This is a genomic window from Corallococcus llansteffanensis, assembly GCF_003612055.1.
GTDB lineage: Bacteria > Myxococcota > Myxococcia > Myxococcales > Myxococcaceae > Corallococcus > Corallococcus llansteffanensis.
Genome location: NZ_RAWB01000107.1, coordinates 1 through 20,975, shown reverse-complemented (window position 1 = coordinate 20,975; position 20,975 = coordinate 1). Strand labels below are relative to the sequence as shown.

Here is a 20,975-nt window from a genome sequence, read left to right as displayed (position 1 = left end):
GGGCGGGCCACGCTCGCGGCGGAGGCCATCGAGACGGGCGAGCCCGGGGACGGTACGGCACAGGCGCGGCTCTTCCGGGACGAAGCGCTGGTGCCCGGACGCGCGGGCCCGGAGGGGCGCACCGTGTCCGTGGGCGCCGTGCAGCCCGCGTCCCTGGGAGGCCGGCCCGCTCAGCGGATCCGCGCGGAGCTGGACGGCGTCGGAGGGCCGACGCACCTGGTGGCGTGGTTCGTGCCCCGGGGGGAGTGGGTGTACCGGATCGTCTTCACCTGGCCTCAGTCCTATTCCGGCTACGGGCGGGTGGTGGAGCGGATGACGGCGGACGTGCGCTTCGAGGAGCCCGCGGGGCTGCGGGTCGCCCGGGCGCGGGCGCTGCTGGTGCCGGGCGTCGCGGGGCCGCTGCGCGAGCTGGGGCATGCGCTGCGACGGTGGGGGCTGCCGGCGGACGCGGTGGAGCCCCTGGCCTCGGCGGTGCGGCTGGCGCCGGCGCACGTCGACACGCGGGTGGAGCTGGCCCGCGCGTTCTTCGAGTCCGGTCAGGTGGAGGAGGGCTGTCACGCCGCGGCTGAAGCGCGGGTGTACGGGCCGTCCGACACGGGCGCGATGGAGGCGGGCGTGCGGTGCGAGCTGGCGCGGGGAGACACCGCGCGGGCCCTGCTCCGGTTGGAAGAGGCCCGCCGCGTGGATCCGCGCGACCCCCGGCTGCGCGCGGCCGAGGGCGCGTTGAAGGCGGCGCTCGAAACCCCGGGGCCGTAGGCGCGGGCATGCAATCCGCTCGTCGCCCGGGCGTTCCCCTCCTGTGACTTCCTCCAGCCGGTTCCTGCTTCCGCTGCTGTGCACGGCGCTCCTCGGCATCCAGGCCTCCGCCGCGACGCTGGACGAGCCCCTCGCGACGTTCGTGCGGGACACGGGCTTCAACGGCGTCATCCTCGTCGCGCGCGGTGGCACCGTGCTGCACCACCAGGCCTACGGACACGCGGACCTGGAGGCAGGCACGCCCACGACGCAGGGCACGCGCTACGAGCTGGGCTCGGTGTCGAAGTTCGTCGCGTCACTCGTGGCGCTGAAGCTCGTGGATGAAGGCAAGCTGTCCCTGTCCCGGCCCGTCGTGGAGGTGCTTCCCACGTACCGTCCGGACACCGGCGCCCGGCTGACGCTGCACCACCTGCTGTCGCATACGAGCGGCCTGCCCAACGACGTCATCCGCGCGTTCCGCAAGGATCCGGAGCTGGCGCGGCAGACGCTGCCCCTGGACGAGGCCGTCACGCGCTACGCGAGCGGAGACCTCCAGTTCGAGCCCGGAAGCCGCTTCGACTATGCGCACCCGAACTGGATCCTCGTGAAGGCGCTCATCGAGAAGGCCTCGGGCCGCTCCTACGCGGAGAACGTCCGGGCCCTGCTCGCGCCCCTGAAGCTGAAGGACACGGGCACCTTCGCGGGGGACTTCACGGACGTGCCCTCCAGCGCCCGCGGCTACGAAGCGCTCCAGCCCGTGCCGAAGCGCAAGTCCGTGCCGATGCCGGAGTTCATGATGTGCGCGGGCGGGGCCTACAGCACCGCGAAGGACCTGCTCACGCTGACCCGCGCCCTCTCGCAGCGGAAGCTGCTGTCCGCTGCTTCGCTCAAGCACCTGTCGACGGTCTACGTCGCGGAGGAGGGCTACGCGTATGGCGGGCGCCTGCGCTCGATGTCGCTCGGGGGGAAGGAGCGTCCGGTGCTGTGGCTCAGTGGCTCCAACGGTCCCTTCAAGCTGCGCCTCAGCCGCTCCGCCGCGGACGACCTCACCGTCATCCTCCTGAGCAACACGAACGCGGACCTGGGGCGCATGGGCGATGTGTCGGAGGCGCTGCTCCAGGCCCTGGCGGCGAAGCCTCCGCGCGGGTGACGCCCGCCTCAGCGCTCGCCGAACGGGCGCACCAGGAGCCCGGCGCTCAGCATCGCTTCGTCGCGCCGGGCGAGCCCCGCGTCCCCGCGCACGCCGGTGGCCGCGAGGCGCAGGGACACCGGGACGTCGTTGACGGCGAGGAGCACGTGCTCCACCGCGACGTCGCCCCGCGCCCGGAAGTGGGAGCCGCCGTCGAAGTCGAAGCTCCAGCCCGCGAGCCCCGTCACGCGCAACGCCCACCGCCCGTCCCGCGTCTCCCAGCCCGTGTCGAGCAGCAGCGACGTGAAGGGCGACAGCTCATGGGTGGTGCCGTCCTGGTCGTGTCGCAGGGCGTGGCTCGCGGCGGGGCCCACGGCCAGCCAGCCCCACTCGGTGTTCGTGCGGACGGGGTCCAGCAGCAGGCCCACGCGGCCCGTCTCCAGCGTCCAGCCCGGCCCCTCCCAGACGCGCCGCTCCAGGTGGGCCGCGCGCAGGGACAGGGCCACGTCGAAGGGGAAGGGGATGCGTGTGGGGCGCCCGATGGAGACGAGGATGTTGCCTTCGTCGACGTGCCTTCGCAGCAGGCCCTCGTAGCCGGTGAAGGTGAGCCCCTTGCGCGCGCCGCCCCAGGCCTCTGTCACGAGCAGGCGGTGCGAATCGAACCACCGCGATTCGGCCTTGCTGCCGCTCGAGCGCTCCACCCGCACGAGGAGGCCGGTGCGCAGGAGCAGGGCTGCGTCCCCGTCCTGCACGCGCAGCGCGGTGCCCAGCACCCAGCCGGTTCCGGGGTCGAAGCAGGTGGGGAACGTCTCCCCGGAGTCCGTCCGGCCCTGACACGCCAGGGCCGGGTCGGGCAGGGTGCTCAGGAGCAATGCCAGCGCGAGCGCGACCATCGCGCCTACCCCTTCCCGTCATGCGCGACCGGGGCGGAGCGCCTCGCCGGAGCCCACAGCGAGAAGCGCAGTCCCGCCTGCGCGGACCACTCCCAGCCGGCGGGCGCGTTCGCCAGGTCGTCGCGCCACGTGCCGCGCCCGTCCAGCGTCAGGCTCACGGGCTGGTCGTTGATGGCCAGGGCGATGACCTCGTAGCCCGCGCGCAGCCGCAGCCGTTCGGGGCGCAGGGGGCGGCCCTCCACGCGCTCCGCGAGCAGGATCTTCTGGGCCTCCGCTCCGAAGAGCACGTGGTGGAAGCCGTCGCGGTCCAGCGTGAGGTCCCCCTCCAGCGCCGCGCCCGGCACGAGCGTGGCGAAGCCGTTCGTCCGGTCGCGCTCCAGCGTCGGCCCCGCGCGCACGCGCACGTAGGAGACGAGGTCCCTCGAGTGCCACAGGTCCAGGGTCGCGTACGTGGAGCCCAGGGCCAGGAAGTCCGCCTTCACGTCCCCGCGGCGCACCTGCTCCGCGTGGAGCGCCTCCATCCAGAAGCCCAGGTTGGCGAAGACGTCGAAGCGCCGGGGCTTGCCGTAGAAGGTCGTCACCCGGAAGAGCGGCTCCTCGCGCTCGCTGCGGAAGTCGTAGCGCAGCAGCGTGGCGTCGAACGACGAGGCGTCGCCCAGGTACAACTCCGTGTCCAGGAGCGTCACCCGGTGGAGCTGCCCCGGCTCTCCCGGCCACTCCAGGTCCACGCCGAAGTCCACCCGGACGCGGTTGTCGCGGCCCTCCGTCTCGCGCACCCAGCGCGGGGCCCAGGCGCCACCCACGCGGATCCGCCGGTGCAGGTCGAAGTTGTACTGCAACACCCGCCCGCGCTCGTCGCGGTACCAGCCCGGCGGGGCCTCCGCGATGGCCGGCACCAGTCGGTAGCCGCGCGCCACCTCCGGGGACAGCATGTCGTAGCACCCGTTCACCCGGTCCAGCCGCTGACCCGTCTCATGTCCCTCCGCATCCAGCTCCCACGTGGGGGTGACCAGGCACTCCTTCTTCGCCTCGTCGCACCGGGCGCGCCACTCGCCCGAGGGGACCGCGGGCGTGGGGGGCAGGCTCACGCACAGCACCGGTCTATCGAAGGGCTGGCGGGGCGAGTCCGCGCCCGGGACGGGCACCTGGAGGTTCCACACCTCGGGGACGGGCGTCGCCACGGCCTCCTCGGGCGGCGCCTGCACCGCTTCCTGTCGCTCCTCCACCCGGGGGGCCTCCTGTCGTGGCTCCTCCGGCACCGCCGCCTCCGGCGTCTCCACCTGCCCGAGCAGCAGGGCACAGCCCAGGGTCACCGCTGAAACGAGCATCATGTCTCCTCGACGGGGGCCCCGCGCTCCGGCCGCGCGGGTGCACCTTGCGACGGTCTGGCCCTTACAAGGCGCGTGCCCTGCCGTTTTGTCGGGCTGGCCCCGGCCGACTGTGCAGGCGCCTGCACACCGCCTGCACACGGAAGGTGCGCGACTGACGCGAGAATGGCGCACTCCCTTCCAGGTCGGTCGACCGGCGGGGGTGGGGGGGATATAAGCCCCCCGGCCCCGTGCCGTGCACGGAGGGCCCGTCCCGGACGACGAAGGAGCACGTGCGCGTGGCAAGCGACGGCGAACAGACCCCGCAGCGGGAACAGACCTTCACCCAGGCCATCCTCGGTGAGGACACCCTGACGACGACCTGGGCGAAGAAGTGGTTGGCCCTGTCCTTCAGCGCGCGCGTGGTCCTGGCGACCGCGGGCTTCGCGGCGCTGCTCTTCGTGCCGTACCTGGGCGCGGTCGGCCTGTGGGACCCCTGGGAGACCCACTACGGCGAAGTGGGCCGGGAGATGATCCAGCGCAGCGACTACGTCTATCCCTTCTGGGAGAACGCGTGGTTCTTCTCCAAGCCGCCCCTCACCATGTGGATGCAGGCGCTGGGGATGAACCTCGTCGGTGCCCTCCGGGGTGACGGGGCCATGGGCCTCTACACGGAGTGGGGCATGCGCATGCCCTTCGCGCTGCTGAGCATCGCCGCCGTGTCGCTCTTGTCCCTGGCGGTGGCGCGCGTCGTGGGCATGCGCGCGGGGCTCGCCACGGGCTTCGTGCTGGCCACCATGCCGCTGTACTTCCTGCTCACGCGGCAGACCGTCACCGACACGCCCTTCGTCACCACCTTCGTGTGCGCGATGGCGTGCGCGCTCATCGGCCAGCTGGACGACACGACGAAGCACCGCGCGGGCTGGTGGTACGGCTTCTATGTCTTCGCGGGACTCGCCACGCTGGCCAAGGGCCTGCTGGGCGTGGGCCTGCCCGCGGTCATCCTGGCGCTCTACGCGGCCGCCGCCGTCATCCCGTGGGACCGCGAGAGCCTGGAGGCGCACCTGCGCTGGCTCCTGCGCGGCGAGTACCGGGCCGAGGTGCGCGCGGGCACCTGGCCCATGCCCGTGCTGTGGGCGCAGATGTACCGGATGAAGCTGGGCACGGGCATCCTCGTGTTCTTCGCGGTGGCGGTGCCCTGGTACCTGACGCTGTGTCTGTTCGACAGCGTGGACGACGAGGGCAAGCTGTTCTGGTACCGCTTCTTCATCCACGACCACCTGAACCGCCTCACCGCGGGCGTGCACACCACCACGCCGGGCGGGTCGTTCACCTACTTCATCGAGCAGGGCGGCTTCGCCATCTTCCCGTGGGTGGCGCTGCTGCCGGGCGCGTTCGCGGTCGTGTCGCGACTGAAGCTGCGCTCGCGCGACAAGGCGGACCACCTGGCGCTCATCGCCGTCATCTGGGTGGCGTTCGCGTTCTACCTGCTGGCCTCCAGCGCGACGAAGTTCCACCACTACGTGTTCCCGGTGCTGCCGGGCCTGGCCATCCTCCTGGCGCTGTTCGTGGACCGGCTGTGGCGGGACGGCATCTCCGAGCACCCGGTGAGCCTCATCTTCGGCCTCGTGCTGTTCATCCTCGTGGGCAAGGACCTGGCGGAGAACCCCAAGGACTTCACCGACCTGTTCGTCTACAACTACGACCGCCCCTATCCGCAGGAGCTGGTCACCCGGCCCATCGCGTTCTTCTCCTCGCGCCCGCTGTGGATGGGCGACCTGGTGACGCTGGTGCTGCTGGCCTTCGGCGTGTACCTCGCCTTCGAGGCGTTCTCCTCCAAGGACAAGCCCGCGCGCCCGGCCGCGTCTCGCGCGGTGGCGCTGGGCCTGCTGCTCACCGGCGTCGCCACGCTGGTCGCGGTGGCCACGCAGGGCCAGGTGTCCGCGATGGGCCTGTGGGGCGTGGCGCTGGCGGCGCTGGCGGGCTTCCTCTTCTGGCAGGCGTCGCGGCCGGAGGAGGCGCAGGGGCGCACGGTGCTCCAGGGGGTGGCGGGCCTGCTGGTGCTCGCGGGCGTGGTGCTGGCGGTGCGCGGCTTCAAGGGCCCGGCCGCGTCCGACGCGCTCTTCAAGGTCTTCACCGGCACCATCAACGTGAAGGTGGGTCTGGGCTTCGCGTTCGGCGTCGCGGGCATGCTGCTGGTGGTGGCCGCGCTCCAGCGCTCGCGCGTGCTGCTGTTCAGCACGTTCTGGGGGCTGGCCGCGGGCTTCGCGCTCTGGTTCAACTGGGGCCACTGGGTGGACCTGTCCCACCACTGGACGCAGCGCGACCTGTTCTGGCGCTACTACGCCCAGCGGCAGGCGGGGGAGCCCATCGCCGCGTACATGATGAACTGGCGGGGGGAGACGTTCTACTCGCGCAACACGGTGGAGCAGTTCCGCGCCGGTGACGCCAACACGCGCATGCGCCAGTACGCGGCGCGGCCGGGGCGCGAGTGGGCGCTGGTGGAGCACACCCGCGTCTCCCTGCTCAGGAGCGCGGTGGGCACCGACAAGACCGTCACCCTCATCGACCGCGACATCAACAACAAGTTCGTCCTGGTGACCATCGAGTGAGCCGTCCCCTCGCGACGGCGCGCGCGGAGGCCCCCGCCGAGGGTGGCATCCGCGTGCGCGGGCTGGCCAAGCGCTTCGGCGAGCGCACCGCCGTGGAGGACCTCACCTTCGACGTGCGGCCCGGGGAGGTGTTCGGCCTGCTGGGCCCCAACGGCGCCGGCAAGACGACGACGGTGCGCATGCTGACGGGCCTCTTGCGCCCCTCCAGCGGCGACGCCAGCGTGTGGGGCCACTCCGTCACGAACGACGGCGAGTCCCTGCGCAAGGTGGTGGGCCTGCTCACCGAACAGCCCGGGCTCTACGACAGGCTCACCGCGCGGGAGAACCTGCGCTTCTTCATGAAGCTGCACGAACTGGACGAAGCCACCGCGTGGCCCCGGGCCCGGCACTACCTGGAGCGCTTCGGGCTGGGCGGCCGCGAGGACGACGCGTGCGGCAGCTTCAGCAAGGGCATGCGCCAGAAGCTGGCCATCGTGCGCACGCTCGTGCACGACCCGCGCGTCATCTTCCTGGATGAGCCGACGAGCGGCCTGGATCCGGAGTCCGCGCGCACCGTGCGCGACGCGGTGGCGGAGCTGGCCTCCGAGGGGCGCACCATCGTCCTGTGCTCGCACAACCTGGCGGAGGTGGAGCGGCTGTGCGAGCGCGTGGCCGTGGTGCGCCGCCGCCTGCTGGCGCTGGGGCCCGTGCGGGAGCTGCGCCGCGCGGGACAGGCCCTGGAGGTTCGCGTGGAGGGGGACGCGGAAGTGTTCCGTCCCGCGCTGGCCCGGCTGCCCTTCGCGCCCAACGTGCTGCTGGAGGGCGGGCGCCTGCGGGTGATGCTGGCGGACGAGGCCCAGGCTCCGGACGTGGTGGCGTGCCTGGTGGGCGCGGGCGCGCGCGTGCACAGCGTGGTGCCGTCGCAGCGGCCGCTGGAAGAGGTGTACCTGGACCTGCTCAAGGACGAGGTGGCGTGAGCATGGCGTTCCGGCCGCGAAGGGCGATGGCGGTGTTCTGGAAGGACTCGCTGGACCTGCGCAAGAACGTGGGCCTGCTCTTGTCCATGGCGGTGCTGCCGATGGTGATGGTGACGGTGCCCATCGCCGTGGTGTGGACGTACGTGTCGCAGCCGGACCACACCGACCTGCGCACGGTGGCCCTCTTCTACGACCCCACGCTGCCGCTGGGCGCGAGCGCGGCGCGCTTCCTCATCGACAAGTCGCTCACCGACTGGTTCGGCATGTTCCTGGTGATGCCCGTCTTCATCCCCATCCTCATCGCGTCCCAGAGCGTGGCGGGGGAGAAGGAGCGGCGCACGCTGGAGCCCCTGCTGGCCTCGCCCGTGTCGGCGGCGGAGCTGGTGGCGGGCAAGAGCCTGGCGGCGCTGGTGCCCGCGGTGCTGATGACCTGGTTCGCGTTCGCGCTCTTCTGCGTGGGCGTGGACATCGTCGCGTGGCCGCTCGTGGGCGCGCCCCTGATGCCCAACGCGCTGTGGGGCTTCGGCGTGTTCGTGCTCGCGCCGCTGTTCGCCTTCTTCGGCAACGGCGTCGCGGTGCTCATCTCCGCCCGGGTGAGCGAGGCGCGCATGGCGCAGCAGCTCTCCGCGCTGGTGGTGCTGCCCCTGGTGGGGCTGGTGGGCGGACAGGTGGCGGGCGTGCTCAAGGCGGGGCTCGCGTACTACGCCATCCAGGGCGCCGTGGTGCTGGTGCTGGACCTGGTGCTGCTGGCGGCCAGCATCCGTCTGCTCGACCGGGAACGTCTGATTAGCCGCTGGGGTTGAACCCCTGGCGGTCGTGCACCGGACTCCTGGAGGGCGGCCAGACGGGCAGGCGCCCATGAAGCTGGTATGTTCCGGGTAGGACGCTGGGTGGAAGCGCGGGGCGCTTTCGTGCCGGTGACCATGCATTTAGGGGTTGGGGTTACGGAGCTTTTGAAGTCCTGCCGCCCAGGCGGCCACGGAGGCGCTGAAACACAATGGGGATCTTCGACAGCATCAAGGGCGAGGCGAAGCGGAACTTCATCGCCCGAGCGGACGAGGCGAAGGGCGAGATCGTCTACAAGTATCCGGAGAAGAACGTCCGGATGATGACGCAGCTCACCGTCGACGCCGACGAGGTGGCGCTGTTCGTCAAGGACGGCAAGGTGGAGGGCAAGCTGGGCCCCGGCCGGCACCAGCTGGACACCAGCAACATCCCGTTCCTGTCGCGGCTGCTGGAGGGCTTCACCGGCGGCAACATGTTCATGGCGGAGATCTTCTTCGTCTCCACCCGCGAGCACACGGGCGTGAAGTTCGGCGGCCCCATCGGTGACGTGCGCGACCCGGAGACGGGCCTGGGCATCGGCACCATGGTGTACGGCGACTTCTCCATCCGCGTGACGGAGCCGGAGAAGCTGGTGGTGGGCCTGGTGGGCATGGGCCGCGCGAGCAACGAGGAGTTCCTGGGCTGGTTCAAGGGCCAGGTCCTCAAGGTGACGCGCGACCGCACCGCCGAGCTGATGGTGAAGAAGAAGTGGCCGCTGCTGGACGTGACGAGCGGCGCCTACGTGGAGGAGATGGAGACGGAGATCCTCGCCGGCCTGAAGCCGCACGTGGACAGCTACGGCCTCACCATCGTCCGCATGGGCAACTTCCATGTGAGCATCAAGCCCGAGGACGAGGCCACGCTGAAGAAGCTGTCCAAGGACGTCGCGTACTCGCGGCTCGCGGGCGGCTTCCAGCAGTACGCGCAGGGCCAGGCGATGCTCGGCGCGTCCGAGGGCATGGCCAAGGGCGGTGGCGGCTCCGACGGCGCGCTGCAGGGCATGGGGATGGGCATGGGCTTCGGCATGGCCCAGGCGTTCTCCAACCAGCAGCAGCAGCGGCCCGCGCAGCCCACGGAGCAGGTGGTGGCGACGGCGAACACCGGTGACACGCGCAGCCCCGCGGTGCGGCTCAAGGAGATCAAGGAGCTGAAGGACGCGGGCGTGCTCTCCGACGAGGAGTACGCCGCCAAGCGCGCGGAGCTGATGAAGCTGCTGTAGCACCGCGCGAGGCGACACCTGAGGGCCCTGTCTCCCCCCTGTGGAGGGTGGAGGCGGGGCCTTCGTCGTTTCAGCGCATCACCATCAGGGGGCGGGCGTGCCGGGCGCGGCGAGGCGCAGGTGTTCGTGCAGCGTCTCCGCGCGCAGGTAGAGGAACTGCACGTCGCCGAAGGCCAGCGTGGCGCCGTCGTGGAGCATCACCTGGGCCTTGAAGCCCAGGGGCGCGCCGTTGATGAAGGTGCCGTTCATGGACTGGGCGTCGCGCACGGAGAAGTCCCCGGTGGCCGCGTTCCAGCGCAGGGTGGCGTGGTGCTGGGAGACGGAGGGCTCCGGCACCGCGAGGTCGCACGTGTCGACGCGGCCCACGGTGAACTCCTCGCCGTCCTGGTTCGGCTGGAGGAAGTGCACCTCCAGGTTGTCGAAGTCGCGCAGCATGGTGAGCAGCCGCTCGCCCATGCGCGAGCGGTGCGCCATGCCCACCGTGCGCGCGCCGATGAGGCCGGGCGTCAGGTCGCGGAAGAAGGACTCCACGGGCTGCTGGATGAGGGCCACGGAACCGGACGCGGCCCGGAAGGACTCCAGCGAGGCCCCCGCGAAGGGACGGAGCTGATTCACGGACACCATGGCCCTGAACCCTACGTGCAACCGGCGGGGACGGGAAGGGCCGTCCGGGGCGCGCGGCCGGTGGGCTCAGGGCGCGGAAGCGGGGGGCGTGTCGTCCAGCCGGCGCAGGTCCAGCTTCATGGGCACCTGGAGCGTGGTGCTCAGCCGCAGCAGCAGCACGTCCGGCGAGAGGCCGCTCTCGCCAATGGCCTCCGTGAGCTCGCGCGCGGACGGGGCGCTGCCCCGGGCCCACAGCTCCTTCAGGAACGCGCCCGCCTCCGGCGCATGCCACCACGCCGGCCCGAAGCGCGCCTTCAACTGCCCCTGGAGCTGCCCCGCGAGGAACCACGCCCGGAAGCTGTCGGCGGACTGGTAGAAGTCCTCCTGGTCCACGAGGTAGCGCTCCACGTCGTCCTCCGTCATCGGCATGGCGCCGGTGCGCGCCATCAGCGCGCGGTACAGCTCGCGCGGATCCACCTCCACGCGCCGGTGCAGCTCCAACTGGTAGAGCAGCCGGCCCGCCGCGTGGCGGATGAGGTACAGCTTGTGCGCGCTGGAGGTCGCGAGGAACTGCGCGCGCTTGTCGTTGTCGCCCAGCACCCCCGCGTGCTCCTCCAGCCACACCGGGTCCTCCAGCAGGTCCTCGAAGAGCGCCGAGTACGCCTCGCCCACCGTGGGGTTGCCCAGCCGCGCCAGTTCGAAGCGGGGCTCCGTCGTGAAGGCAGCGTGCAGCACGTGCCCCACCTCGTGCAGCACCCGCCCCTGGTGCAGCACGCCCGTGCCGGGCTTGAACGACAGGCGCACGTCGGAGGGGACGCGCACCGCCATCGCCAGCGGGCGCGGGTTCTTCCGGGGCAGGTCGCGCGCGTCCACCTTCACGTTGGGCAGCGCGGCGAGGTCGATGCCCAGCCCCGCCACGGTGGCCTGGGCCTTCGCCAGCGACTCGCCCTTGGGGAACGCGTCCTCCACCTCGCGCGAGCGGAACAGGCGCGGGATGTCCGCGCGCGTGAGCTGCGAGAAGGGCAGCCCCAGTTCACGCTGGCTCAGCCGCTCCATCACCAGCCGGTACGGCTCCTGCGTGGCCTGGAGGACCTCCTCCGCCAACTGGGCCAGCTTCTCCAGGTCCGCCTGCCGCAGCTCGCTGCCGAAGGCCTCGTAGGACTCGAAGCCCATCTGCTTCACCAGCTCCCCGGTGCGCTCCTCGCGGCGGTACAGCGTCTGGTTGAGGCGCGTGAGCGCGGGCGTGGCCGCCGCGTAGAGCGCCTTGCGACGGGCCCCGTTCTTCTCGTTGGCGAGCAGCCGCTCCAGGTCGCGGTAGCGCACCTCGCGCCCCTCCACCTTCAGCATGAGCGACGCCTCCAGGTTGGCGGACGCGTCGTTGTACTCGGCCAGCTCGCGCGCCAGGAACTCGCCGGCGAAGTGGCCGTGCAGCGCGGTGAGGGCGCGCAGCTCGCGCGGCTCCTTCGTCAGGTGCCGCAGCCGGTCGATGCGCCGCAGGTTCTCCAGGCTGAAGAGCGCTTCCTTGCCTGTGTACGTGGCCGCGATGTCCGCGCCCTTGCCCTCGGTCCAGAACTCCCAGACAAGCCGGTGTTGCTCTTCCAGCAGGAGGGCGGCTTCGGTGGTGAGGGCGTTCACCTCTCCGGTCAGCTGCTGCTCCTCACTCAGAGGGGGGACCGGCGCCGCGGGCGGCGCCTTGTGACAGGCGGCCAGCAGACACAGCGCGGCGGCGAGGAGGGCGGGAATCCTTGGGGACATGAGGCGGCCCATGTTACTTCCGACCTGCCGATGCCCAACGTAAACCCATGGCGGGCGGCCCGCGGACGCCAGGGCCTGTACGCTGCCCTGCGCCACTTCTTCGCCCGTCAGGGATACCTGGAAGTGGAGACGCCGCTGCTCGTGCCCGCTCCCGGCATGGAGCCGTACATCACCGCCTTCGAGGCCCCCTTCGTCCCGGAGACGGACCTGGGCCGGGCCCGCACCCTGTACCTGCACACCAGCCCCGAGTACGCGATGAAGCGCCTGCTCGCCGAAGGGGCCGGGCCGTTGTTCCAGATATGCAAGGTGTTCCGGAACGGCGAGGTTTCCCAGACGCACAACCCGGAGTTCACGCTGCTGGAGTTCTACCGGCCGCACGCGGACTACCACGCCATCATGGATGACCTGGAGGGCGCGCTGGCGGCGGCGGGGCAGGCGGCGGCGGTCGCGGCGGAAGGGGCTCCGGGCGCGGATCCTTCGTTCTTCACGCGCACCCCGTATGAGCGGGTGACGGTGCGGGACGCGGTGCTGCGCGCGACGGGCGTGGACCTGCGGCAGCACGCGGACGGCGCGTCGCTCAAGCGGGCGGTGGAGGCGACGGGCGTGCGCACCGGGGACGCGCAGTCTTTCGACGACGTCTTCTTCCACCTCTTCCTGCAGAAGGTGGAGCCGGGGCTCGGGCACGAGCGGCCCACGTTCCTCATCGAGTACCCGGCCTCCATGGCGGCCCTGTCCCGGCTGAAGCCCGGCGACGGCACGGTGGCGGAGCGGGTGGAGCTGTACGCGAAGGGGCTGGAGCTGGCGAACGGCTTCTCCGAATTGACGGACGCGGCAGAGCAGCGCGCGCGGCTGCTGGAGGAGCAGGAGCTGCGCCGCCGGCTGGGGCGCGCCGTGTATCCGCTGGATGAGCGCTTCCTCGAAGCGGTGGGGCGCATGCCGCCCGCCGCGGGCATCGCTGTCGGGCTTGATCGAATCCTCATGCTGCTGCTCGGGGTCCAGCGCATCGAGGACGTCCTCCTGTTCCCCGCACATGGGTTCGTCTGATGCGCAAGGTGCTCCAGACGGTGTTCGCCGGCACGGCCGCGGTGGGACTCACGGGCGTGGCGTCGGCGTCAGTGTCGGTGCTGTCGGGGTTTGATCCGCTGGCGGCGGACAAGGTGCTGCGGCTGTGGGGTCGCTCGTCGCTGGCGGCGGCGGGTGTGCAGCATGAGGCGTTCGGCCTGGAGAACGTGCCCGAGGACGGCAACGTCGTCTTCGTGTGCAATCACCAGTCGCACTTCGACGCGATGGTGAACTTCGCGCACCTGCGCAAGCACACGCGCTACGTGGCCAAGGCGGAGCTCTTCAAGATTCCGGTGTTCGGCCGGGCGATGCGGCGGGCGGGCAACATCCCGGTGCAGCGCACGGGCGGCGCGGACGACAAGGCGCGGCTCATGGAGGCCGTGACGGCGGTGCGCGAGCGGGTGAGCGTGCTGTTCTTCGCGGAGGGCACGCGCAGCCCGGACGGGGAGCTGAAGCCGTTCAAGAAGGGCGCCGCGACGCTGGCCATCCAGGCGCAGGTGCCGGTAGTACCGATGGCCGTGTCCGGGACGCGCCTCATCCTCCCCAAGGGCGGCCGCGCGGTCCGCTGGGGCCAGCGGGTGGCGTTGGTGGTGGGCAGGCCCGTGCCCACGCAGGGGCTGACGTTGGCGGACCGGGACACCCTCACGCGACACCTGGAAGAGGCGGTCGCCGGGCTCTATGCCGAGGCGCGACAGCGCTCGGGAGACATTCCATGAAGAAGCCGAACCAGACCACGTCCCAAGCCCATCCCTGGCATGGCATCTCGCCCGGGCCGGAAGCTCCTGAAATCATCAACGCGTACATCGAGATCGTCCCCACGGACGCGGTGAAGTACGAGTTGGACAAGGAGTCCGGCATCCTCAAGCTGGACCGCCCCCAGCGCTTCAGCAGCCAGTGCCCCACGCTCTACGGGTTCATCCCGAAGACGTACTGCGGCGAGCAGGTGGCGAAGCGCTGCGCGGAGCGCACCGGCCTCAAGGACATCCACGGCGACGGGGACCCCATCGACATCTGCGTGCTGACGGAGAAGGTGGTCTCCAACGGCAACCTGCTGGTGCACGCGGTGCCCATCGGCGGCTTCCGGATGGTCGACGGCAACGAGGCCGACGACAAGATCATCGCGGTGCTGGAGTCGGACCTGGTGTACGGCGAGCTCCAGTACATCGCGCAGCTGCCGCGCCCGCTGCTGGACCGCCTGAAGCACTACTTCCTCACGTACAAGCAGATCCCCGGTGAGGGAAAGCGCAGCGTGGAGATCGCGGAGGTCTATGACCGGCAGGAGGCGCTGGAGGTCATCCGGCGCAGCATGCGCGACTACGACAAGCTCTTCGCGGCGCCGCCAGCGAAGCCGGCCCGGACTGCCCGGAAGGCCGCGCCCGCGCCCCGTCGCAAGGGCGCGTCGGCCAGGAGCGCGAAGTAGTCCAGGCCCGGCGGAAGGGGCGTGGCCGGTGGCCCCCCTTCCGCGCGGGACGCCCGCGAAGCGCTACGAGCGGCGGGCGCGCTTGAGCTGATCCGTGGGGTTTCGCTTGCCGCGCGCCGGGGCCGGGGCCTTGCGGGCCGGGGCCTTCTTCACGGCCTGCGCCTTCTTCACGACCTTCTTGGCGGCGGTCTTCACGCGGGCCACGGTCTTCTTGGCGGCGGACTTCACCTGGGCCACGGCCTTCTTGGCGGCCTTCTTCACCGGGGCCGCGACGCTCCGCGTGGCGGCGGCGCCACGACGGGCGGCGGACTTCGCGGCGGACTTCGCGGCGGGCCTGGACGCCGGCCGGGAGGCGGGGCCGGGCACGGCGGTGCCGCGCTCCGGGAGCTGGGCCACGAGCTTCTTGGGCGCGATGGCGCGGTAGCTCTCGTCGATCCACGCCTTGATGACGGGCACCGGCACCTGCGCGGCGGAGTCGAAGTGGGCGGACACCCAGCCGCTCTTCCCCAGGCCGTACTCGGTGGGCTCGGTGAAGGGCAGCGTGAGGGCGGCGTCCTTGGAGTCGGGCAGCTTGGCGGAGAGGTTCAGCTTCGCGCCGTCCACGGTCATGAAGAGGAAGGTCTTGTCATTGACCTTCAGCGCGCGGTGGCCCCAGGGAAAGTCCTCGTGGGCGCCGGGGTAGCTCATCGCATGTTCGCGCAGTACCGCTTCGACCTTCTGCGTCTCGTTCTCTGCGGGCATGGGCACCTTGGCTTCGTTGTGAGTCCGGACAGCTTAACCGGACCTGTCGCGTCGGGCGTATTCCCAGATGTATCGGTCCGTGGGGAGGCGGGTGGCGGGCACCCGGTGCCTCTCACGGCCTCATCCTTCCGGATGCGTCGCATTAGGTAACGGGCTGGCGCCACGCATAGTCTTTGGGTCAACAAGGAGCCTCACCGCAATGCCCCAGTCGCTGCTCGCCACGGATGGCTACAAGTTCAGCATGGCGGAGGCCGGCTGGCCCCTGCGGAAGGAAACGTTCTACTACTCGCACCGCAAGGGCGGGCCGCAGGTGATGCCGCTGGACCTGGACGCCTACGTCCGCAAGCTGCTGCCCGTGGCCCGGGCGGACGACTACGCCTTCCTCGCCCAGCACGACTACGAGATGGGCGTGGGCTTCAAGGCGGCCATCCAGCGCACGGACCGCCTCACGGTGCGTGCCATCCCCCGGGGCGCGCTGTTCTTCCCGCGCGAGCCCATCCTCACGCTGACGGGCCCCTCCGCCCTGGTGTCCTGGCTGGAGCCGTTGCTGTTGCAGCTCAACTACCGCATCCAGGTGGCCACCCAGGCCCTGCAGGACCGCGAGGGGCTCGCGCGCGCGCTGGCCACGGTGACGTGCGAGGAGGAGAAGCGCATCGCGCTGGAGACGCTGGACCAGGTGGGCGTGAAGGCCGTGCCCATCCGGGTGGACTCGGAGGGCTACCTGCAGCGCGTGCGGGCGCAGGTGAAGGAGCTGGTCGACATCGTCGAGGACCCCTCGCGCATCTTCGAGGTGGGCCTGCGCGCGGCCACCTGCCTGGAGCAGCACGAGCTGGCGCTCAAGGCCTGCCAGGAAGCAGGAGTGCAGCGCACGAGCAACGTGGAGGGCGCGCGCCTGCTGGGCATGATTCCCGTGGGCACGATGGGGCACGAGCACGTGCAGCGCTACGGCTCCGACGACGCGGCCTTCCGCGCGATGCACGAGCGGCGGCCGCAGCGCTCCAGCTACCTCCTGGACACCTTCGACACGCTCACGTCGGGCATCCCGGCCGCGTACAAACTCATCTCGGAGGAGCCGCAGGGCGGGGACTCCATCCGGTTCGACTCCGGGAACAAGAAGCTCCAGTACCTCTACGCGGTGACGCGCGCGCGGGACATGGGCATCCACCCGGTGCTCATCCTGGAGGACGGCCTGGACGCGCAGATGACGCGCGAGTTCGAGGAACTGCGCCGGCAGGTGGGCTGGGAGCCGACGGAGCAGTTCTACGGCTACGGCGGCCACATCGTCGCGCGCACCATGACGAGCCCGCTGACGCGCGACCGGGTGGCGGCCATCTACAAGCTGTCGTGCACGGGCGCGACGGCGGTGATGAAGTTCGGCAACGAGCTGGCGGAGGGCAAGCAGAGCATCCCCGGCACGCCGGTGCTCTTCCGCCGTCGCACCGGCAGTGGGCCGTTGGGGCTCGTGGGACAGGCGGGGGAGCCGACGCCGCAGGGCTACCTGCCGCTGATGGAGGCCCCGCCCGAGTCGCCATCGCTGCTGGGCGCCGAAGGCCTGACGCCGGAGGCGCAGCGCATCGGCTACACTGCGACCACGCAGGCGCTGGTGGATTCGCTCACGCGGCGCCACTTCCCGCAGGGCCGCTGACGCTCCGGTTTTCGGAGGCGGGCGGCGCCAGGCGGTCTGGAGAAGACGTCATGTCGCTGCCCCCACCCCGGTTCCACGACGACGCGCGCGCGGGCCAGCTCTACCTGGAGCGCGTGGCCGAGGTCTCCGAGGAGGCCCGCCGTTACGCCGCCGAGCACCGCGTGCGGCCGGCCCGCGAGGACCGCGTGCGCATCGTGGCGTTCGGCATCGACGCGCAGGTGGCCTTCTGCACGCCCGGCGCCAGCCTCTTCGTCCCCGGCGCCGTGGAGGACACGCAGCGCACGCTGCGCTGGCTGTACGCGCACCTGGACCGGCTCACGGGGCTCGTCTTCTCGTTGGACACGCACCGGGCCTTTCAAATCTTCCACCCGGCGTGGTGGAAGGATGCGCAGGGGCTTCCGCCCGCGCCCATGACGGTCATCACCGCGAAGGACGTGCGTGACGGCCGCTGGCGCCCCACGCGCCATCCCGAGGAGAGCCTGGCGTACTGCGAGGGGCTGGAGGCGAGCGGCCGGTACGTGCTCACCATCTGGCCGTACCACGCGCTGCTGGGCGGGCAGAGCCACGCGCTGGTGCCGGCGCTGTACGAGGCCAGCCTCTTCCACGCGCTCGTGCGCGACACGCCCACCCACTTCGAGCTGAAGGGGGAGCACCCGCTGACGGAGAACTACTCCGTGATGGCGCCGGAGGTGACGCAGGTGAAGGGCCAGCGCGTGGGCGAGTTCAACACGCGGCTGGTGGAGCACCTGCTGTCGTTCGACCGGGTGTACGTCTTCGGGCAGGCCAGCTCCCACTGCGTGCTGTCCACGCTCCGCGACCTGCAGCAGCACCTGGAGCGCACGGATCCGTCGAAGCTCCAGCGCATCCACATCCTGGAGGACGCGATGAGCCCCGTGCCCGCGCCGCCGTTGGAGCCGCTGCCCGCGGGCCTGGACTTCCCCCGCGTGGCGAAGGCCGCGCTGGAGGGCTTCCGCGCCGCCGGGATGCGCGTGGTGCGCACGACGGACGCGCTGGAGGCGTAGCGCGAAGCGCCCCTACCGGCCCAGCCGCGCCATCGCCCACCGCGCCGTCGCTTCGCGCAGGGTCTCATGGGCGCTGGCGCCGGGGCGGGCCTGGGGGCTCAGCTCCACCACGTCGCGGAAGAGGGACAAGTCCAGCACGGCGTCCGCGTGCACGCTGCCCGCGAAGAGCACCACCTGGGTGCCGTGCTCGCGCGCGAGTCGTGCGAGCGCGACGGGGCCCTTGCCCAGCCACGTCTGTCGGTCGAAGCGCCCCTCGCCGGTGAGCACCAGGTCGGCGAGCAGCACGCGCCGCTCCAACCCCAGCGCGCGCGACACCAGGACGTAGCCGGATGTCAGCTTCCCGCCCGCGAGCGCCGCCAGCCCGTAGCCCATGCCGCCCGCCGCGCCCGCGCCCGGAATCGTCGCGGCCTCTTCACCCGCCACGCGCGCGAACGTGGTGAGCGCCGCCTCCAGTTCCTCCACCACCTCCGGACTTGCGCCCTTCTGCGGGGCGAACAGGCGCGCGGCGCCGTCCTCGCCCAACAGCGGCGTGATGACGTCCGTGGCCACCCGCAGCTCCACCTGGGCCAGCCGTGGGTGCCGCGCGTCCGACTCCACGCGCGCGAGCCTCGCCAGGGCCGCGCCGCCCGGAGGCAGCGGTGCTCCGGCCGCGTCCAGGAAACGGAAGCCCAGCGCCTCCAGCGCGCCCTTGCCTCCGTCCGTGGTGGCGCTGCCACCCAGGCCGACGATGAGCCGCTCACAGCCCTCGTCCAGGGCCGCGCGCATCAGCTCGCCGGTGCCGTACGTGCACGCGGCGCGGGCATCCCGTCCGTCCGGCGGCACCAGGGACAGCCCCGACGCCGCCGCCATCTCCACCACCGCGGTGCGCCCGTCGTCCAGGCGCGCCCAGGCGGCCTTCACCGGGGCGCCCAGCGGGCCGCGCACGGTGGTCCACCGCCGCTCGCCACGTCCGGCCGCGAGCAGCGCGTCCACCGTGCCCGGGCCTCCGTCCGCGAGCGGCGCCACGTCCAGCACCACGTCGAGCGACGCCTGCCGCAGCCCCTCCGCCATGGCGGCGGCGGCCTCGGCTGCGCTCAGGGTGCCTTTGAACTCCTGGGGCGCGATGAGCAGGCGCGGACGGATCACGTGCAGAGGCCCGCCAGTTCGGAGCGCATGGAACGCGGCTCCCTCACGCCCTGGGGGGCGGATGTCTTCGCGGACAGGGCAGGGCCGCGGTGGGCAGGGCGCCACCGCGTCAGCAGCAGGGACTTCACGGTTCCTCCCGGGCCGGGGTGGTCTGGACCCCGGCATACCACTCCAGGAGGGGCCGTGGCCCCTGGAGAGACGGCATCACCCGCTGTGAAATGCGCTCCAACCGGAGGAGCAGGCGCGTGACTTCCTCGGAGGGCTGGCGGGCCGGTCCGCGGATCCGCTCGCAGAAGAACGTGCGACAGCCGAACGGCCGGTCCGCGTACACCGTGCAGCGCTTGCCCGCCGCATCCAGGAAGGGGCAGCCCCCGTCGGCGCGGGGCGGCGGCAGCGGACGGTCGCGCGTGAGCACGTCCCATTCGGGCCGCCACAGCCAGGGCTGCCGCTTCGTGGTGGCCAGCTGGCAGCACTCGCCGCTGGACGGGCAGGAGTAGGGGGCGTAGGCCGCGTCCGCCTGCCGGTAGACGGTGCGCGTCTCCTGCAGGGCACGCTCTAGCTCCCGCGTGCCGCCCGCGGGGGCCTCGTCGTCTGCGTCGTCCCAGTCCGCCCGCCCCATGACCTGAACCGTTCCCGCACGTCGGGGTCCGCAAGCCGGACCCCTTGGGTCGTACCCTAGCTCACAGCATGCGCAGGACGAAACATTTGAGGTAGCGCGTCTCGCGCAGGTTGAGGAGCACGGGGTGGTCGCGGCCGGCGCCCCGCCGCTCGATGATCTGCACCCGGCGGCGCGCGTCCGACGCGGCCGAGGCGAGCATGTCCTCGAAGGCCTGCTCATCCACGTGGTACGTGCAGCTGGCCGTCACGAGGATGCCGCCGGGGCGCAGGAGCTGGAAGGCGCGCAGGTTGAGCTCGTTGTAGCCGCGCACCGCCGCGGGGATGGCGTCCTTGTTCTTCGCGAACGAGGGCGGATCCAACACGATGGTGTCGTAGCGCTTCCCCTCGTCCACCGCGTCGCGCATGAAGTCGAACGCGTTGGCCGTCACCACGTCCAGGTTGGAGAGCTTGTTGGCCTGGGCGTTCTCCTTCAGCTGCGCGGAGGCCGCGTCGGAAATCTCCACCGCGGTGACGTGCTTCGCGCGCGTGGCCAACTGGAGCGCGAACCCGCCCACGTAGCTGAAGCAGTCGAGCGCGTCGCCGAAGGCGTAGTGCGCCGCCATGACGTGGTTCTCGCGCTGGTCCAGGAAGGCGCCCGTCTTCTGGCCCTCGAGCAGGTCCGCGCGCATGCGCACGAGCCCCTCGTCGAAGGACACGGGGCCCGGGGGCAGCTCGCCGCGCAGGAGCCCCTTCTCCGGCAGGAGGCCCTCCAGGTGGCGCACGCTCACGTCGGAGCGGTTGATGATGCCCTTCGGGTGGAACTGCTCCTCCAGCAGGTCCGCGATGAGCGCCTTGCGCTGCTCCATTGCGGGGATGAGGAACTGCACGCTCAGGTAGTCGCCGTAGCGGTCCACCACGAGGCCCGGGAGGCCATCCGCCTCGCCATGCACCAGCCGGTACGTCGTCTCGCCGGGGAGCGCCAGCTTGCGCAGGGCCTCCGCGGACTGGAGGCGCTTGCGGAAGAAGTCCGCGTCCACGGCGACGTCGTCGTTGGTGAGCCAGCGCAGGGAGATCTTGGACACCTTCGAGTAGAAGGCCTTGCCCATGAACCAGCCGCGGCCGTCCACGACGCGCACCACCTCACCGCCCTGGAGGCCGGGGTCGCCGTTCAGGTCCGCGCGGTAGATCCACGGCGGGCCCGCCTGCCACCGGTCGGAGCCGCGGCGCAGGAGCATCACCTGTGGCGTGCCGTCCGGGCCCAGCTCCGGCGTCGTGCGGTCCGGGCGGTGCTTCTCCGGACGCGAACCGGGCCTCCCACGGCCGGGGGGG

At 71.6% G+C, this 20,975-nt stretch carries 19 protein-coding genes; 11 read left to right on the top strand and 8 right to left on the bottom strand.

Features of this window, described 5'->3' with window-relative positions:
* Both D7V93_RS12800 and D7V93_RS12795 read left to right on the top strand, forming a co-directional pair.
* On the top strand, window positions 1–756 hold a 756-nt coding region (locus D7V93_RS12800; protein WP_372338314.1), incomplete at its 5' end, for a tetratricopeptide repeat protein.
* Between the two features lie 43 nt (window positions 757–799).
* On the top strand, window positions 800–1,885 hold the full coding sequence (locus D7V93_RS12795; protein WP_158623725.1) for a serine hydrolase domain-containing protein: 1,086 nt from the start codon (window positions 800–802) through the stop codon (window positions 1,883–1,885).
* A gap of 8 nt (window positions 1,886–1,893) precedes the next feature.
* Here D7V93_RS12795 and D7V93_RS12790 read toward each other — a convergent pair whose 3' ends face one another.
* Together D7V93_RS12790 and D7V93_RS12785 are read right to left on the bottom strand one after the other, a co-directional pair.
* Window positions 1,894–2,757, bottom strand: a complete 864-nt coding sequence (locus D7V93_RS12790; RefSeq protein WP_120643669.1) for a hypothetical protein — start codon at window positions 2,755–2,757, stop codon at window positions 1,894–1,896.
* A 5-nt stretch (window positions 2,758–2,762) separates the two neighbouring features.
* A complete protein-coding gene (locus D7V93_RS12785; protein WP_244237274.1) occupies window positions 2,763–4,088 on the bottom strand; it encodes a hypothetical protein in 1,326 nt (441 codons plus the stop codon).
* Between the two features lie 275 nt (window positions 4,089–4,363).
* On the opposite strand from D7V93_RS12785, the gene D7V93_RS12780 reads away from it, so the two are divergent.
* The 4 genes from D7V93_RS12780 (at window position 4,364) to D7V93_RS12765 (ending at window position 9,676) form a co-directional block, all read left to right on the top strand.
* The gene (locus D7V93_RS12780) at window positions 4,364–6,676 is read left to right on the top strand and encodes a glycosyltransferase family 39 protein (RefSeq protein WP_120643672.1); all 2,313 of its coding nucleotides are present in this window, start codon (window positions 4,364–4,366) and stop codon (window positions 6,674–6,676) included.
* Window positions 6,673–7,632: an ABC transporter ATP-binding protein gene (locus D7V93_RS12775; protein WP_120643668.1), complete on the top strand. Its 960-nt coding sequence runs from the start codon at window positions 6,673–6,675 to the stop codon at window positions 7,630–7,632. The genes D7V93_RS12780 and D7V93_RS12775 overlap by 4 nt, the downstream gene beginning before the upstream one ends.
* A gap of 2 nt (window positions 7,633–7,634) precedes the next feature.
* Window positions 7,635–8,435, top strand: coding sequence for an ABC transporter permease subunit (locus D7V93_RS12770; RefSeq protein WP_120643667.1), 801 nt, complete (start codon window positions 7,635–7,637; stop codon window positions 8,433–8,435).
* A gap of 194 nt (window positions 8,436–8,629) precedes the next feature.
* Entirely contained in the window at window positions 8,630–9,676 is a 1,047-nt protein-coding gene (locus D7V93_RS12765) for an SPFH domain-containing protein (protein WP_120643666.1), read from the top strand.
* Window positions 9,677–9,760: 84 nt separating this feature from the next.
* Here D7V93_RS12765 and D7V93_RS12760 read toward each other — a convergent pair whose 3' ends face one another.
* Both D7V93_RS12760 and D7V93_RS12755 read right to left on the bottom strand, forming a co-directional pair.
* Window positions 9,761–10,300, bottom strand: a complete 540-nt coding sequence (locus D7V93_RS12760; protein ID WP_120643665.1) for an FHA domain-containing protein — start codon at window positions 10,298–10,300, stop codon at window positions 9,761–9,763.
* Window positions 10,301–10,366: 66 nt separating this feature from the next.
* On the bottom strand, window positions 10,367–12,046 hold the full coding sequence (locus D7V93_RS12755) for a chromosome segregation protein SMC (RefSeq protein ID WP_120643664.1): 1,680 nt from the start codon (window positions 12,044–12,046) through the stop codon (window positions 10,367–10,369).
* Between the two features lie 18 nt (window positions 12,047–12,064).
* Between D7V93_RS12755 and epmA the strand changes: the two genes are divergently transcribed.
* Genes epmA through D7V93_RS12740 form a run of 3 tightly spaced genes read left to right on the top strand, consistent with a single transcriptional unit; the run spans window position 12,065 to window position 14,516 of the window.
* Window positions 12,065–13,078, top strand: coding sequence for an EF-P lysine aminoacylase EpmA (gene epmA, locus D7V93_RS12750; protein ID WP_120643663.1), 1,014 nt, complete (start codon window positions 12,065–12,067; stop codon window positions 13,076–13,078).
* A complete protein-coding gene (locus D7V93_RS12745; RefSeq protein ID WP_244237273.1) occupies window positions 13,078–13,812 on the top strand; it encodes a lysophospholipid acyltransferase family protein in 735 nt (244 codons plus the stop codon). Before epmA ends, D7V93_RS12745 begins: the two co-directional genes overlap by 1 nt.
* Window positions 13,809–14,516 (top strand): inorganic pyrophosphatase, encoded by a 708-nt coding sequence (locus D7V93_RS12740; RefSeq protein WP_120643661.1) that lies wholly within the window; start codon window positions 13,809–13,811, stop codon window positions 14,514–14,516. Before D7V93_RS12745 ends, D7V93_RS12740 begins: the two co-directional genes overlap by 4 nt.
* Before the next feature lie 63 nt (window positions 14,517–14,579).
* On the opposite strand, the gene D7V93_RS12735 is transcribed toward D7V93_RS12740, so the two are convergent.
* The gene (locus tag D7V93_RS12735) at window positions 14,580–15,257 is read right to left on the bottom strand and encodes an MmcQ/YjbR family DNA-binding protein (RefSeq protein WP_120643660.1); all 678 of its coding nucleotides are present in this window, start codon (window positions 15,255–15,257) and stop codon (window positions 14,580–14,582) included.
* A gap of 199 nt (window positions 15,258–15,456) precedes the next feature.
* Between D7V93_RS12735 and D7V93_RS12730 the strand changes: the two genes are divergently transcribed.
* Window positions 15,457–16,902, top strand: a complete 1,446-nt coding sequence (locus tag D7V93_RS12730; RefSeq protein ID WP_120643659.1) for a nicotinate phosphoribosyltransferase — start codon at window positions 15,457–15,459, stop codon at window positions 16,900–16,902.
* Between the two features lie 50 nt (window positions 16,903–16,952).
* On the top strand, window positions 16,953–17,924 hold the full coding sequence (locus D7V93_RS12725) for a nicotinamidase (RefSeq protein WP_120643658.1): 972 nt from the start codon (window positions 16,953–16,955) through the stop codon (window positions 17,922–17,924).
* Between the two features lie 12 nt (window positions 17,925–17,936).
* On the opposite strand, the gene D7V93_RS12720 is transcribed toward D7V93_RS12725, so the two are convergent.
* The 3 genes from D7V93_RS12720 to D7V93_RS12710 form a co-directional block, all read right to left on the bottom strand.
* Complete coding sequence (locus tag D7V93_RS12720; protein WP_120643657.1) at window positions 17,937–19,049, bottom strand: glycerate kinase; 1,113 nt, start codon at window positions 19,047–19,049, stop codon at window positions 17,937–17,939.
* Window positions 19,050–19,173: 124 nt separating this feature from the next.
* A complete protein-coding gene (locus D7V93_RS12715; protein WP_120643656.1) occupies window positions 19,174–19,668 on the bottom strand; it encodes a YkgJ family cysteine cluster protein in 495 nt (164 codons plus the stop codon).
* A 61-nt stretch (window positions 19,669–19,729) separates the two neighbouring features.
* Window positions 19,730–20,975: class I SAM-dependent rRNA methyltransferase (locus D7V93_RS12710; protein ID WP_244237272.1), on the bottom strand; the 1,246-nt coding region annotated here is incomplete at its 5' end.